Source organism: Okibacterium sp. HSC-33S16 (assembly GCF_024171565.1).
Lineage (GTDB): Bacteria > Actinomycetota > Actinomycetes > Actinomycetales > Microbacteriaceae > Mycetocola_A.
Map to the genome: position 1 here is coordinate 515,556 of NZ_JALJZZ010000001.1, position 14,615 is coordinate 530,170.

Sequence of the window (14,615 nt, forward strand, 5' to 3'; positions counted from 1 at the left end):
CGAGTATCGACAGAGGCCAAAAGTGACTTCCGCTACATCTTCCAACTCCACAGCACCGAATAGATCTCGAGCGCCCCTGGCGATCACCGCAGCGGTGGTCGGAGCGCTCGTCGTGGCGTTCTTCATCTTCGCCGGGCTGTACTCAGACTTCCTCTGGTTCCAGCAGGTTGGCTTCACGAACGTCCTCACCACGCAGTGGTATGCCTCAGCGATCATGTTCGTCGTCGGCTTCATCGGCATGGCCGTCCCGGTCTATGTCGCCATCCAGCTGGCCTACCGCCTGCGCCCGGTTTACGCGAAGCTCTCGAGCCAGCTCGACCGCTACCAGGAACTCGTTGAGCCGCTGCGCCGCGCCGCAACCTACGGCATCCCCGCACTGCTCGGACTTTTCGCCGGATTCTCAACGGCCACCCGCTGGGAAACAGTCTGGATGTGGTTCAACCGCACCTCCGCAGGAAGCACCGACCCTCAGTTCGGCCTCGACGTGTCGTTCTACATGTTCGAGCTGCCGTTCTACCGGGGCCTCGTGGGCTTCGCCTCCGCCGTCATCCTGCTCGCCACGCTTCTCACCGTTGCGGTCTGCTACCTCTACGGTTCGATCCACGCCTCGGGCCGTGAGCTTCGAATCTCGAAGGCCGCCCGCATCCAGATCGCTGTGCTTGCCGGGCTTTACCTCGCTCTCCAGGCTGTCTCGATCTGGCTCGATCAGTACGTCACGCTCAACCAAACCGGTGACCTCATCACCGGTGCCAACTTCACCGACGACAACGCGACTATTCCGGGCCGGGTCATTCTTGCTGGCATCGCCGCCCTCGTCGCGGTGTTCTTCTTCATCACGGCCTTCATCGGCCGCTGGCGCCTGCCGGTCGTCGGTACGGCACTGCTTCTGGTCGCCGGCCTGCTCATCGGAACCGCATACCCCTGGGTCGTGCAGAGGTTCCAGGTTGACCCGAACGCGAAGAGCCTCGAGCAGCCGTACATCCAGCGCAACATCGACCTCACCCGTGATGCGTACGACGTCGATGACGTCGAAGAGATTCCTTACAATGCATCAACGGATGCCACGGCTGGCGCGCTTCGTGAAGATGCCGAAACCACTGCATCCATTCGAATCATCGACCCGGCTCTCGTGAGCCCGTCGATTTCGCAGCTCGAACGGTTCAAGAACTACTACGCGTTCTCGGCGGACCTGGACGTTGACCGGTACTCGATCAACGGCGAGAGCCAGGACACCGTTATCGCCCTGCGTGAGCTCAAGCAGGACGCCACCGACAACTGGGTCAACAACACGCTCGTGTACACGCACGGATACGGTCTGGTGGCCGCTTATGGAAACCAGCGTTCCGTCGACGGTCAGCCGGTCTTCCTTGAGTCCGGTATTCCGACCACCGGTGCCCTCGGCGACTTCGAACCGCGCATCTACTTCGGCGAGGCCTCTCCCGACTACTCGATCGTTGGCGCTCCCGCTGACGCATCGCCGGTGGAACTCGACTACCCGTCGGGTGACGAGGGTGCATCGGAGACCTACAACACCTTCGATGGTGACGGTGGTCCGAAACTCGACAGCGTACTGAACAAGCTCGTCTACGCCCTGAAGTTCCAGTCAGAACAGATCTTCCTTTCCGACGCAGTGACCGACAAGTCGCAGATTCTCTACGATCGCGACCCGTCGACCCGCGTGCAGAAGGTCGCGCCGTACCTGACGCTCGACTCCGACCCGTACCCGAGCGTTGTTGACGGTCGCGTTGTCTGGATCGTCGATGGATACACCACGTCGGATGCGTACCCCTACTCACGTACGGTCGGACTCTCGACGGCCATCGCCGACAGTGAAAACAACGACCAGCAGTTCGCGCTCGACAACATCAACTACATCCGCAACTCGGTGAAGGCGACAGTCGACGCTTACGACGGTTCCGTCACGCTGTACGCCTGGGACACCGAGGACCCGATCCTCAAGACCTGGCAGAAGATCTACCCGTCGACGATCGAGCCCATCTCCAAGATGAGCGGTGACCTGATGAGCCACGTTCGCTACCCGGCGGACCTGTTCAAGGTTCAGCGGTCGATCCTCGGTCAGTACCACGTGACTGATGCAGGCAAGTTCTACTCGAAGACTGACGCGTGGTCGACTCCGGCCGACCCGCAGTCTGAAGCAGCTCAGAACCTCCTGCAGCCGCCGTACTACCTGACCCTGCAGATGCCCGGCCAGGAATCGCCGACTTTCTCGCTGTACTCGACCTTCGTGCCCCGCGGAACCGGAGACAGCGCATCGAGCGTGCTCACCGGATATCTCGCGGTGGACGCTGACGCCGGTGCGACCGACGGTACGGTCGGGAAAGACTACGGAAAGCTCAGGCTTCTGACGCTCCCGAAGGAAGCGACGGTTCCCGGTCCGGGCCAGGTGCAGAACGCGTTCAACACCGACCCCGAGGTGTCATCCCTCATCAACCTGCTGAAGCAGGGGCAGTCGAAGGTGCTCAACGGTAACCTGCTGACGCTCCCGGTCGGTGGCGGACTGCTTTATGTTCAGCCGGTGTACGTACAGTCCACGGGTGAGACCAGCTACCCGCTGCTGCAGAAGGTACTGGTCGCATTCGGTGACCAGATCGCCTTCGAGAACACCCTCGACGAAGCCCTCGACTCGCTGTTTGGCGGCAACTCGGGAGCGACCGCCGGTGACACCAACACGCCCCCGAGCGAGGAACCCGTCACTGCGCCGGACACGGACGGTGGCACTGACACAGGCACCGACGCGGGTGACGGAAACACCGACGGTGGTTCAGGAACCGGAGACCCCGCCCAGGACGCCGCACTCAAGGCAGCACTGGATAAGGCCAAGACCGCCATGACCGACCGCGACGCCGCACTGCAGGCTGGCGACTGGACGGCCTACGGCGAGGCCGACACCCGGCTGTCCGAGGCGATCGCTGAGGCAATTGCCCTGATCAACGAATAGCGGTACGCGATAGCGTGGGGTGGTGATCGAGAATTCGTTCCCCACCCCACAGTCCGTTAACCCGCGCGCAGCGTCCGTCACTTCGCTCGATGGCGCTGATGAGCCGCACGCGGTGTCCATCAACCCGCGCGACGGCGAGTGGCTGGACGCCAACCGAGCCCAGTGGGACGAGCGCGTTCCCCTTCACCTGGCCAGCGACTTCTACGACCAGTCCGCGCTTCGGGCCGGGGACGGTCGACTCACGCCTATCGATGAAGCTGAGCTACAGGGACTGTTCCCCGGCGACGACGGACGTTTCCGGCTCGACGGCAAACGGGTGCTGCACCTTCAGTGCCATTTCGGTGCCGACACGTTGACGATTGCGCAACGCGGAGCATCCGTCATCGGTCTCGATTTCTCCCCGCCAGCGATCCGAGCCGCCCGCGCCCTGGCAGCGGACGTGGGCCTCGCCGAACGGACCCGCTTTCTCATCGCGAACCTCTACGACGCGCGACATGCGCTCCCCGAACCCGATTCCTTTGACGTGGTCTTCACGACCTGGGGCACGATTGGGTGGCTGCCAGACGTGGCCGAGTGGGCCCGGATTATCGAGTGGTTTCTCGCGCCGGGAGGAACCCTCTACTTCGCCGACGGCCACCCTGCAGCGATGGTGTTCGACTCGACCAGCTCACCGTCGGCTCCTCTGCCTGAATTTGCATACCCCTACGGTGATCGCAATCCCCTCATTCTTGATCAAGCGGATGACTACGCTGACGGCGACGCCGTACTCACGCACACCCGATCGTGGGAGTGGGCGCACCCCACCAGCGAGATCGTCGGGGCGCTGCTCGAGGCCGGTTTGCAGATCGACAAGCTGGGGGAGCACTTCGAAGTGCCGTGGAAGATGTTCGACCAACTCGTGCCGACCGGCGACGGGATGTTCGGCTGGCCGGACGGTACGCCGTGGCTGCCACTCGCACTCGAGGTCGTCGCGTCGAAGCCGGGCGGAGAGCGCTGATGCGTGCCGTGCAGTTCAACGCGCCAGGCGACGTGAGCGTCGTCGACCGCCCCGAGCCGACCCCCGTAGAAGCGACCGACGCGATTGTGCGGGTGGTGGCGACGTGTGTCTGCGGGAGCGACCTGTGGCCGTACCGGGGCGAAACGGAACGGCTGGCGGGAACGCCGATCGGCCACGAGTTCGTCGGTGTGGTCGAAGAGATCGGCCGCGAAGTCTCGGTTGTCCGCCGCGGCGATTTTGTTATCGCTCCGTTTCAGTGGAGCGATAACACCTGCGCCAACTGTGTGCATGGGTTCTCGAGTGTCTGCATGCACGGCGGTGGTTGGGACGCAGCGACCGGAGGCGGGCAGGGTGAGTTCGTGCGGGTGCCTCTCGCCGATGGCACCCTCGTGACCGTTCCCGGTGGGCGACCGGACGAAACGATGATCGCGTCGCTCCTGTCGCTCTCGGATGTCTTTGCGACAGGCCACCACGCCGCTGTGTCGGCTCGTGTGGGGCCGGGGGCGACCGTCGCGGTCGTCGGTGACGGTGCAGTGGGCTTATCCGGTGTACTGGCCGCACAGCGTTTGGGGGCGGAACGGATCATCACTTTTTCGCGGTACCCCGACCGGCAACGGCTCGCCATGCGGTTCGGTGCCACCGACATCATCGCCACGCGAGGGGATGACGCGGTCACAGAACTGCTGGATCTCACCGGTGGCGTTGGGGCGGACGCGACGCTCGAGTGCGTGGGCACGGGTCAGTCGATGACGACCGCTTTCCGCGTGGCGCGGGCTGGATCCATCGTCGGCTTCGTCGGGGTCCCGCACGGCGTCGAGGTTCCCGTCGGGGCCATGTTCCGACGGAACGTTGGACTGGCAGGGGGAGTCGCGCCGGCACGATCCTATGCCGAGCAGTTGTTGCCCGACGTCCTCGCCGGCTCAGTCCGCCCGGGCGAGGTTTTCGATTACCGAGTGGAGTTTGATTCGCTGCCCGAGGGGTATCGGGCGATGGACGAAAGACGTGCAATTAAGGCCTGGTCGATCGTGTCTTGAGCTCTCGATTGGCGCCGTCGAAAATCCCGTGCTATAGTCATTTCTTGTGCCGCGGGGTGGAGCAGTTCGGTAGCTCGCTGGGCTCATAACCCAGAGGTCGTAGGTTCAAATCCTGCCCCCGCAACAATAAAGGCCCGGAATCGTGAAGATTCCGGGCCTTTTGCTTTGCTCCCGAGCGCCCAGTCCGGCAATGCGCAGGATGTCGCAGTCAGTCGGATCATCCGGTCACAGGATGCGCGCAGTTCTGACAACGCACCGTGGTTATTGGAAGTAGGGCTTGCGGCGGATGGTTTCGGCGATGGTGATGATGGGGGTGCCGTTGACCATGGTGACGGTGAAGATTCCGGTTTCGACCATGCGGTGGTGGAACCAGCAAAACAGGACACCGTTGTCGATATGGGTCGGGCCGCCTTGGCTGTGTTCAATGACGTGGTGTGCTTCGCACCCGGTTGCGGGGATTTGACAGCCTGGCATGGCGCAGGTGGGGCCGTCTCGGGCGATCATGCCCATGCGTTGGGTGCGGGTGAACTCGCGTTGTTTGTTGCCAAGTGCGACGACGGTGCCGTCGGGGTCGAGGAAGACGGGTAACACGGCGCCGTCGCAGAGGATTTGCCGGATCGTGGATACCGGTACAGGGCTGTCTATGCCGACGATCTGACCGGTGCCCGTGTTGCTGGCAAGGACGTCGGCGGTGACGGTGACGACGACGGTCGGTGATGCGCCAGACACGGACGGAACGTCGCCGGAGCGGGCGAGGGAGTCGATCATTGCAGCGAACACGTCAGCACGCTTCTGTCCCGCCGTTCGCGGATCCTCCAGCCGACCCTTCCGCGCGCTGTCCGCAACCGAAGCCGGCTCAGAGCAGTCTTCTCCCGTCGTGTCAGTGTCGGCACCAGCGCTCCCCCCGTTCTCGCCGCTGTCGCCGTTGGGTTGGAAGCGGGGCCCGGTGCGCGGGTTCAGTATTGCGTCGAATAGGGCGTGCAGTTTCGCGCCAACATCGATGGTGACCTGACCGCCGAACTTCACTAACCCGTCGATCTCGTTGCGGGCAACCCAGAAGTCACGTTTCTCGAACGCTCTCCTCGACCGTGGTTCGATTCCGTTCGCATCCAGGCGTTCACGCCACTGCCGGGCCTGGATCGCGATCAGATCCGCCGATAATGGCAGACCGGGCCGGAAACCGGCGCCGGTGGCCTGCCCGACGAGTTCTTGCTCGGCGATGCGCACATGCTCCACCTCAGCCCGAGGAGCAGCAAGCGACAGCTCACGGGTGATGTATTCCGCCGTTTCGATCCCGATCAACCCGTCGTGCAACGCCGCACCGACGGTGGGGAACAACGGCGGTAACGGTAGGCCTGCGTCGCTGACCCGCACGCACGTGCGTTGCCCGACCCGGATCAACCTGCCAGCGGATGCCGCTGACAGCCCGGTAATCACCTCGATCAACTGCGATGGACGCTGATACGTCAACCGGGCAGCGAGGCCTTCACTGCCCCGGGTGGGGTCGGATCGGACCGCGACCTCAGCACTCAGCGCGGCAAGAGCCGCTTCGCTACCCCGCATCAGGTGAGCGACCTGCCCCATCTGGGTCAGCAGTTCGTCGCCGGATAGCCGGTCAAGATGGTCCACATCGACAACCTCGAGCACCTGACCCAAATGCTGCAACAACCCGGTGAGCGCAGCCTGCCCCTCCGGCTCCAGAGGAACCGACGCAAACGCACTCACCGGAGCAGTCATGACAACCCGACACCACCGTCGTCACGGGCAGGCAGGGGAGTCGGGGACGTGCACACCGCTGTGGTGCGGGGAAGTGAGTGTCGAACTTCGATGTCCATGAATTGAGTACACCACCCACCTCTGACATCGACTTGTCCGCAGGCGCAGGCCTTAGATTGGCTCTGACGGCGGTTCGCTCGGGTGCTCATGGCGTAAGCGCATCACAGGCATCCGGCATCGCAAGAAAACCTGCCAACCGGATGCCTCAGAACGCCCGCAGGCCGCACCGGCGGTGTACCGGCACACCGCACGACCCGAACGCGGGGAAAACGTCTTAGACGACGACGCCGTGCTCGCGGAGGAAGGGAGCGGGGTTCGTGTGCTCGCCGTCGACGTTCACCTTCAGGTCAAGGTGGCATCCGCTGACAACGCCGGTAGCTCCGACTTCAGCAATGACGTCTCCGCCGGCGACCGTGTCACCAACGGCAACCTTGAACGAGCCGCTCAGGATGTGTCCGTAGATGGTCTCGATGCCCTCGCCGTGGTCGATGATTACACGGTTTCCGAACGCTCCAGCGTTACCGACGAATGTCACGCGACCAGGAGCGGTTGCCTTGATAGGGGTACCGCATGCGCCGCCGAAGTCCATTCCTTCGTGGAAGGAGTTGGAGCAGCCGACACTGTTGCAGATCAGTCCACGAGGACCGTATTTGGAGGTGATCGCGCCGGGAAGCGGACGCCACCAGCCACTTGCTGAGGGGGCGAGGTACGCGGCCATGGTCGACGTTCCGTCGAAGATGTAGGTGCTCGACGCGTACTGGGCGTCAAGTTCCTCGGCGCTTGTTGCCGAGTATCCGTCACGCTCGAGCTGTGCGAGCGTGACTTGGTCGCTGACCGTGAGCGACTGACCCTTGACGGCCTGGCTCACGATTTGGTTGTTGGCATCGGCCACGGCACCGTCAGCCGGAGCGAAGGCGTATGCCGGGAGAGCAATGGTCGCGAGGAGTCCGGGGACAGCGAGTGCCACGATGCTCGTCGAGCGGAGAGTGCTCCACCGGCTCTTGCGCTCGGTCGGTACGACGTTCTCGGTGTCCTGGGCGACGGCTGCGGCGGAAACCGCTGAATTGATCGCGGTGTCGGCCGACAGGCGACGGGCGGTCGCCCGCGGCGGGTGTGCAGCGGAAGGCGGGGCGATGAATGCGGCTGCCAGGTGAGCGCAGTTGTCATTGGCGAGCACGGGGGGCTCGTTGCGCGTGGCCTCGGAGGAGGAGTCGGCGGCAACGCTCGATACCTTTTCCGCACGGACGTCCTCGGGCGAGTCGGTCCACGCCGGAGTCGGGAGCGCAACTTCGTCGATGGTCAACGGCTGCGGTGCAGCGTCACGAGCGGTGGCCGGGGGAAAAACTGTGGTGGTTTCACTGGTCTGCGCGACCGCTGACGCCGCCCTGCGGTCCCGACGGCGGCGAAGAACGGGCGCCTCGGTAACGACAGGCGACTCGGTGGCGACGGGTGCTTCGGCTGAGTGAGCTACCGAGGTTGCGACAGCCTGTTCGGCCCGAAGTGCTGCTTCCGCCTGCAACGCTGCCTGCATGCGGAGGCTGCGGCGGCTGGGAAGAGTGGCCTGGGTAGGCGACTGCTGCTCGGTGTCTCGAGGGGTCGATGAGCCGTTCGATGACAGGGGGGCAGCAGTATTCGCCAAAGTGTGTTCTCCGGGGCCTCGGGGACAATTCGTTCGAATTGCGTCGTCATTCAGCGTGGTTCAAGTTCGTCCCGTGAGGAGACGACAAGAGGCACCTCACGCGAGGTCCTGTGGCACTGGGAGGCCGTTGGACTCGTCCGAGGTTACGCTAAATCGCAACTATTTGCATCTCGTTTTCGAAATTTGTAACAGATTGGTAACGCACGTTTGTGCAAGTTTGTACCGTTTTTGCGGGATGCGACGGTCGTGACGTGTTCGAAATGTGCGCTCTACGCAACGGACCGGCCATTTCCCGGGCCCGGGGATGCGTGCATCCCCGGACCACATGCACAGGGGTTTCTAAGCCGATCCCGGCCTGACCGGTGGCATCTTGTCTGCGTCGGCCTCGCTGACGAGGTGAAGACCACGGGGGCCGAACGACGAGTCGGCGAGAACCTCGAGCCAGTGGCGGTTCAGCTGGGGTGGCTTGCTGCCGACGAAGCGGAACTGAATTGGGATAGCGGGGGACACCCAGACCGAGACACGGCCGGATCCGTCTTCTGGCCGGTGCTCCCAGCTGACAAAGAATCCCTCCTGTCGGCGGAGCTTCGAGCCAATAACGATCTTGAGGTGTGCGAGGGCGCGGTCATCGATTTCGTATTCCGTGCCATCGCCGTAGACGAGGTATCCCATGCACTCATTCTGCACGAGAGAGGAGCGATCCGGAGAACCGCGACGAACTGTGTTCTCCTGTCTAAGCTGGGCACATGACCGAGCACGCTCCCGTCGGCATCGCCGTCGCACAGTTCAGTCCGACCGCCGACGTCGACGTGAACCTCACTCAAATCCGCCGACTTGCTGAGCGCGCAGCCGAGCGTGGAGCCAGTGTCGTCGTCTTTCCGGAGTACTCGAGCGCCTTCGTCGACCCGATGAGCGCTGAGCTTGTGGCTCGTGCGCAACCTCTGGACGGCGACTTCGTTGAGGCCACGGCCGGCTTCGCGCAAGACCTCGCCCTTCATCTCGTGGTTGGAATGGCTGAGGCTTCGGCCGACGGCTCAAAGTTCTCCAACACGATTGTGGCGCTGTCGCCGCAGGCGGAGATCGTAGCGACCTACCGAAAGCAGCATCTCTACGACGCGTTCGGCCAGACCGAAAGCGAGTTCGTTGTGCCCGGCGAGCTGACCGATCCCGAAACGTTTGGGGCAGGCGGTCTCACCTTCGGAATTCAGACGTGTTATGACATCCGCTTTCCTGAAGTGACGCGACGCATCGTCGACGCCGGCGCTGACGTTGTGCTCGTGCCGGCCGAGTGGGTGCGTGGCCCGCTCAAGGAACATCACTGGAAGACGCTCGTGACCGCACGCGCCATCGAGAACACCGTCTATGTGGCCGGAGCAGACCACACGCCACCGATCGGCGTCGGCAACAGCCTGATCGTCGATCCAGCCGGTATCCAAGTGGCCGGGGTCGGCGTGGAGACTGATGTGTCTGTTGCATTCGCTTCAGCCACGCGCATTGCGAGCGTGCGTGCGTCTAACCCGGCGCTCGCCCTGCGCCGGTACGGAATCGTTCCGTTGAGCTGACGCGCCTTCGTGTGCTCCGACTACCGGCCCAGGCGCGCCAATTGCGCTGCGGCACGCTCGAGCACGTCAACCTTCTTGCAAAACGCGAAGCGCACCAGCGTGGCATACTCGCTGAGGTGCTCCTCCGCCACAAATGCACTGAGCGGAACCGCAACCACTCCAGCAAGATCGGGGAGGCGACGACAGAATTCGCTGGCGTCTTCGAATCCGAGCTCCGTGGCATCCGCAACAATGAAATAGGACCCGCTCGGAATCGAGAGTGTAAATCCTGCGGAGCGAAGACCGGATGCCAGGACGTCGCGTTTGTGCTCTAGATCCGAGGCAACAGCGGCGAACCAGGGGTCGCTCAGGCGCAGGCCAGTGGCGATGGCCGGCTGGAAGGGTGCGCCGTTGACATAGGTCAGGAACTGCTTCACCGTGGTGATCGCGGTGATGAGCGCTGCGGGGCCGACCGCCCAGCCGATCTTCCAGCCGGTGGTGTTGAACGTCTTGCCGGCTGACGAAATGGTGATCGTGCGGTCCCAGGCGCCAGGAAGCGACGCAACCGGAATGTGGCTGACGCCGAATGTGAGGTGTTCGTAGACCTCATCAGTGACGATGATCGCGTCGTGTTCGTGCGCGAGTTCAACGATGAGCTCGAGTGTCCCTCGCGACAGAACGGCGCCAGTGGGGTTGTGTGGGTTGTTGACGAGGATGATGCGGGTGCGGTCAGTCACCGCCCGACGGAGTTCATCGTGGTCGGGCTGGAAGTCGGGCCAGCGCAGTTGCACCGTGGTGTGGCGGGCGTCGGCGAGGCCGATGAGTCCGCCGTAGGCATCGTAGAAGGGCTCGAATGTCAGCACCTCGTCGCCGGGCTCAGTGAGGGCGAGGATGGCCGAGGCGAGGGCTTCGGTCGCGCCCGCCGTGACGAGAACTTCAGTGTCGGGGTTCGCCGTGATGCCGTAGAACCGGTGCTGGTGTTCGGCAATCGCTTCGCGCAGGTCGAGGATGCCTCGCCCGGGTGGGTACTGGTTCACGCCGTCGGTGATCGCGCGACGGGCTTCGGCGAGCACCTCTTCGGGGCCGTCCTCGTCGGGGAAGCCCTGGCCGAGGTTGATGGCGCCCGTCGACGCGGCGAGTGCGCTCATCTCCGCGAAAATGGTGGCTGCGATCGTGCCGTCTGGTCGCAAAAGTCCAGCGCCTTTGGCGGTCCGTTGCCATGAGCCGTGCAGAGTCATTCCTCGTCCTTCCACGGATTGGCTTCTACCGCGCCGCGTTTCAAGGCTATCCGGCATGCCGGTGGCTGTGGATAACCCATGCGACATCAGGGGAATTGTTCTAACGTGGCGGCATGGAATTTGGCGTGCGAGCCCAGCAACGGATGCTTCGGCGCGCGCTGGCCGTGGCCGTCACGTCGATCGTCGGTGTGGCGGTGGTCGGCTGCACCACTCCTGCGCCGAAGCCGTCGCCCACCCCGACCTCTATCTTCTCGTCCGAGGACGAGGCGCTGGCGGCGGCCACGGACACGTATCAGCAGTACACCGCTGCGCTTGATGCAGTGTATGCAGGCGGCGGAGTCGATCCTTCGCCGCTTCAGCCCCTTGTGACGGAGAAATACTGGACCGTATTAAGCGAGGACAGGACCTTGAGTGATCGGGGATGGCGAACAAGCGGCGTTACGACATTTGACACGGTCTCTGTAGTCGAGGTGGCGCTTGGAGAATCACCTGTGAGTATCGTCACCACGCTATGTAAGGACGTCACCGCGGTCCGCATTGTCGACACGACCGGGGCGGACGTTACACCGCCCACACGGCGAGATAGATATCCATTGCTGGTTACATTCCAGTCGGCTCCAGGCGGAGCGGCACGGGTTTTGGTTTCTGAGAGCGATCCATGGGCGGGTGATGATCCGTGTTGACGAGACCTTCGGTCGCCGTGCTTCTTTTGGTCGTCTCGGTAGTCGGATTGACCTCGGCGACAAGTGGTTCTCAAGCAACAGCAGCTCCATGCACGGAAGTTGAGCAAGACTTGGACCTCTGCCCGACTGGAAGCATTGAAAACGGCGAGGCAGTCATCCGGGGTGACCAAAACAACGGTGGCGGCGGCGGCGGTGGAAACAACGACGGCGGCGGCAACGAAGACGGTGGCACCGGCGACGGCGGCAATGCTGATGGGTCTGACGGTCCCGGTGGGATCGACCGAGACCTCACCTGTACGTCAGGCGCTCTGTGCCTCCCGGAGCTTGTGACGCTCAGCGACCTGGCGCGCTTCCGTCCCAACGCACCAACCCTCACCATGGAACCGGACGGCTGGCTCCTCATCGGCTTCCCCGCCAATTTCATCGCCGACACGAATCGACACGTCCAACAAGGTTCCCTATTCGACGTCCCGATTGAGGTTCGGTTCACGCCAGACGGATATAACTGGTCATGGGGAGATGGAACGAGCTCTCGAACAACCGTCCCCGGTGCGACGTGGGCGGAACTCGGACTACCTGAGTTCTCCGCCACTCCGACGAGCCACGTTTTTGCTTCGACCGGGGTCTACTCCATCACCGTCACGGTCGCCTTTACTGTCGAGTATCGCGCTGTCGGCGGCTCGTGGATCGGCATCGCCGGTACCTTGTCGGCGCCAGCGGTTACCGTCGCCGCGCTCGCCGGAGATGCGAAGACGGTTCTTGTCGACAAAGAGTGCAACAGAAACCCCAGCGGTCCCGGCTGTTAAAGGGAAGTGGATAGGCTGAAGGCCGCAGAAAAAGGTCGATCAGCGACGTCGCCAGCCGACCTAGCGATGTCTCGGCTGGGGCATAGGCCGCTCACAGACAGCACGAATGAAAAGTCCAGCTAGGACCGCCAAGCTAGCTGTGCTTGGAAGGAGCACCATCATGACCGATCACCCTCAGGATTCAAACGGCGAGAACCGTCAGGTTCCTTCCGCCGGAAACACCGATGCGAATGCCGCATCCCCCCAGGCCGGCTCCGCCTCAGGTGTTGACTCCACCGCCGGACACCAGGGTTACGGAAACGTACCCCCCGCTCCGCCGCTGCCGAATTCGTCCGCGCAGCAGTCGAGCGATTCGAGCGGACAGGCATCGGGTCATGGGTCTTCCGACCAGGCACCGGCGGCTGAGGATCGCCCCTCCGCAGCCGCCGCTCACGACTTCAGGACGAACTCGGGCGGACACCAGCCCTCTCACCAGGACACTGCAGCCACCGACGTCTACCCGCCAGCCGGTTATGGTGCGGCCTTTGGAGCGTCTCAGGCACCGACCGCTAACTATGGCTCGAACGGTTACCAGGGATCCGCACAGTACGGTGGACAGCACCACCAGCCATACGGAACCCCCAGCGATGGCAGTGCCGCTTACGGACCGACCGGTTATGCGCCGAACACCCACCCGCAGCCCGCGGAGCGTCGTGAGAAGCGCCGCTCCAACATCGGCCTCCTTGTGGCCGGACTCGCCGTGGGTGCGCTCGTCGGTGGTGCAGCCGGGGCAGGAACGTCTGCCCTCATCACGACGAACCAGAGCAGCACCGTCAGCTCGAACGCGGTCGGCTCCGAAAACGTCACCATCAACGACCCCGCCGACGTCACTCGCGCCTCTGCGATTGCGGCGAAGGCTTCCCCAAGCGTTGTCACCCTGTCGGTGCAGGGCGGTCAGAGTGCAGGCAGCGGCTCCGGCGTCATCCTCAGCAAAGACGGCTACGTCCTGACGAACAACCACGTCGTCACCCTCGACGGCCAGCTGTCCGACCCTGACATCCAGGTCACCAGCAATGACGGCAAGCTCTACACGGGCACCGTGGTCGGCACCGACCCGGTCTACGACCTCGCCGTGATCAAGCTCGAAGGGGCAACCGACCTCACCCCCATGGAGTTCGCCGACTCGAGCAAGCTCAACGTCGGTGACGTCGCCGTCGCCATTGGTGCACCGCTTGGACTCGCCGGAACGGTGACAGACGGAATCGTCAGCGCCCTCAACCGCAGCATCACGGTCGCATCCTCCGCTGTCCCCGAAGACAGCTCGCAGGAGGACAACACCCAGAAGGACCCCTACGACGTTTGGGGCTTCGACATTCCTGGTCAGACGCCAAACGCCACGCCTAGCCAGCAGGCGGTCATTTCGCTCTCCGTCATCCAAACGGATGCTGCCATCAACCCCGGAAACTCCGGAGGTGCCCTCGTTGACGACCAGGGCGAGCTCATCGGCGTCAACGTCGCGATCGCCAGCGCGTCGAGTTCAGACTCGTCAGGCCAGGGCGGCAGCATCGGAGTTGGTTTCGCGATCACGTCCAACATCGCGGAGCGCGTGGCCAAGGAGATCATCGAGAATGGCGAAGCGACGCACGGACTTCTCGGTGCGACGGTCGGCGACGCAGCCAGCGCAGACAACAGCCCGGTGGTCGGAGCGCTCATCAACGAAGCCACCCCCGGAGGAGCAGCGGAGAAGGCCGGACTCACCAAGGGCGACATCGTGACGAGCTTCAACGGCTCGCCCGTCACCAACGCCACCGACCTCACCGCTCAGGTGCGAGCGTTGGCGGCCGGAGCTGACGCCAAGCTGACCTACGTCCGCAACGGCGACACGAAGGAAGCAACAGTGACACTCGGAGAGCTCGTTCTCTAGACGCTCTCGCCCCGAAGCGCCCGTAAACGTCCGGTTTAC

General features: G+C 63.5%; 11 protein-coding genes and 1 tRNA gene. 8 read left to right on the forward strand and 4 right to left on the reverse strand.

Annotation, left to right across the window (positions count from 1 at the left end):
• Positions 1-22 precede the first annotated feature (22 nt).
• The 4 genes from L1277_RS02500 (at position 23) to L1277_RS02515 (ending at position 5,114) form a co-directional block, all read left to right on the forward strand.
• The gene (locus tag L1277_RS02500; RefSeq protein WP_253374764.1) at positions 23-2,959 is read left to right on the forward strand and encodes a UPF0182 family protein; all 2,937 of its coding nucleotides are present in this window, start codon (positions 23-25) and stop codon (positions 2,957-2,959) included.
• Between the two features lie 22 nt (positions 2,960-2,981).
• Entirely contained in the window at positions 2,982-3,956 is a 975-nt protein-coding gene (locus tag L1277_RS02505; protein WP_253374765.1) for a methyltransferase domain-containing protein, read from the forward strand.
• Positions 3,956-4,990 (forward strand): zinc-dependent alcohol dehydrogenase family protein, encoded by a 1,035-nt coding sequence (locus L1277_RS02510; RefSeq protein WP_253374766.1) that lies wholly within the window; start codon positions 3,956-3,958, stop codon positions 4,988-4,990. Before L1277_RS02505 ends, L1277_RS02510 begins: the two co-directional genes overlap by 1 nt.
• A gap of 50 nt (positions 4,991-5,040) precedes the next feature.
• Positions 5,041-5,114 (forward strand) — tRNA-Met (locus tag L1277_RS02515).
• A gap of 137 nt (positions 5,115-5,251) precedes the next feature.
• Here L1277_RS02515 and L1277_RS02520 read toward each other — a convergent pair.
• The 3 genes from L1277_RS02520 to L1277_RS02530 all read right to left on the reverse strand — a co-directional run bounded on the left by L1277_RS02520 (position 5,252) and on the right by L1277_RS02530 (position 9,077).
• Positions 5,252-6,727 carry an HNH endonuclease signature motif containing protein gene (locus L1277_RS02520; protein WP_253374767.1) on the reverse strand — a complete coding sequence of 492 codons (1,476 nt, stop codon included), beginning with the start codon at positions 6,725-6,727 and terminating at the stop codon, positions 5,252-5,254.
• A gap of 313 nt (positions 6,728-7,040) precedes the next feature.
• The gene (locus tag L1277_RS02525; RefSeq protein WP_253374768.1) at positions 7,041-8,405 is read right to left on the reverse strand and encodes a peptidoglycan DD-metalloendopeptidase family protein; all 1,365 of its coding nucleotides are present in this window, start codon (positions 8,403-8,405) and stop codon (positions 7,041-7,043) included.
• Between the two features lie 339 nt (positions 8,406-8,744).
• A complete protein-coding gene (locus L1277_RS02530) occupies positions 8,745-9,077 on the reverse strand; it encodes a hypothetical protein (RefSeq protein WP_253374769.1) in 333 nt (110 codons plus the stop codon).
• Between the two features lie 74 nt (positions 9,078-9,151).
• Between L1277_RS02530 and L1277_RS02535 the strand changes: the two genes are divergently transcribed.
• A complete protein-coding gene (locus tag L1277_RS02535; RefSeq protein ID WP_253374770.1) occupies positions 9,152-9,967 on the forward strand; it encodes a carbon-nitrogen hydrolase family protein in 816 nt (271 codons plus the stop codon).
• Between the two features lie 20 nt (positions 9,968-9,987).
• Here L1277_RS02535 and L1277_RS02540 read toward each other — a convergent pair whose 3' ends face one another.
• Positions 9,988-11,184, reverse strand: coding sequence for an aminotransferase class I/II-fold pyridoxal phosphate-dependent enzyme (locus tag L1277_RS02540; protein WP_253374771.1), 1,197 nt, complete (start codon positions 11,182-11,184; stop codon positions 9,988-9,990).
• Positions 11,185-11,297: 113 nt separating this feature from the next.
• On the opposite strand from L1277_RS02540, the gene L1277_RS02545 reads away from it, so the two are divergent.
• From L1277_RS02545 to L1277_RS02555, 3 genes are all read left to right on the forward strand, one after another.
• Positions 11,298-11,867: a hypothetical protein gene (locus L1277_RS02545; RefSeq protein WP_253374772.1), complete on the forward strand. Its 570-nt coding sequence runs from the start codon at positions 11,298-11,300 to the stop codon at positions 11,865-11,867.
• Between the two features lie 110 nt (positions 11,868-11,977).
• The gene (locus L1277_RS02550) at positions 11,978-12,673 is read left to right on the forward strand and encodes a hypothetical protein (RefSeq protein ID WP_253374773.1); all 696 of its coding nucleotides are present in this window, start codon (positions 11,978-11,980) and stop codon (positions 12,671-12,673) included.
• Positions 12,674-12,833: 160 nt separating this feature from the next.
• Positions 12,834-14,576 (forward strand): S1C family serine protease, encoded by a 1,743-nt coding sequence (locus L1277_RS02555; RefSeq protein WP_253374774.1) that lies wholly within the window; start codon positions 12,834-12,836, stop codon positions 14,574-14,576.
• The last annotated feature ends 39 nt before the right edge of the window (positions 14,577-14,615 follow it).

What these genes read in the sequence shown, in the direction of transcription:
- L1277_RS02520 (WP_253374767.1), bottom strand. Translation starts at nt 6,727, where the DNA reads ATGACTGCTCCGGTGAGTGCGTTTGCGTCGGTTCCTCTGGAGCCGGAG.
- L1277_RS02545 (WP_253374772.1), top strand. Translation starts at nt 11,298, where the DNA reads ATGGAATTTGGCGTGCGAGCCCAGCAACGGATGCTTCGGCGCGCGCTG.
- L1277_RS02510 (WP_253374766.1), top strand. Translation starts at nt 3,956, where the DNA reads ATGCGTGCCGTGCAGTTCAACGCGCCAGGCGACGTGAGCGTCGTCGAC.
- L1277_RS02535 (WP_253374770.1), top strand. Translation starts at nt 9,152, where the DNA reads ATGACCGAGCACGCTCCCGTCGGCATCGCCGTCGCACAGTTCAGTCCG.
- L1277_RS02540 (WP_253374771.1), bottom strand. Translation starts at nt 11,184, where the DNA reads ATGACTCTGCACGGCTCATGGCAACGGACCGCCAAAGGCGCTGGACTT.
- L1277_RS02555 (WP_253374774.1), top strand. Translation starts at nt 12,834, where the DNA reads ATGACCGATCACCCTCAGGATTCAAACGGCGAGAACCGTCAGGTTCCT.
- L1277_RS02530 (WP_253374769.1), bottom strand. Translation starts at nt 9,077, where the DNA reads ATGGGATACCTCGTCTACGGCGATGGCACGGAATACGAAATCGATGAC.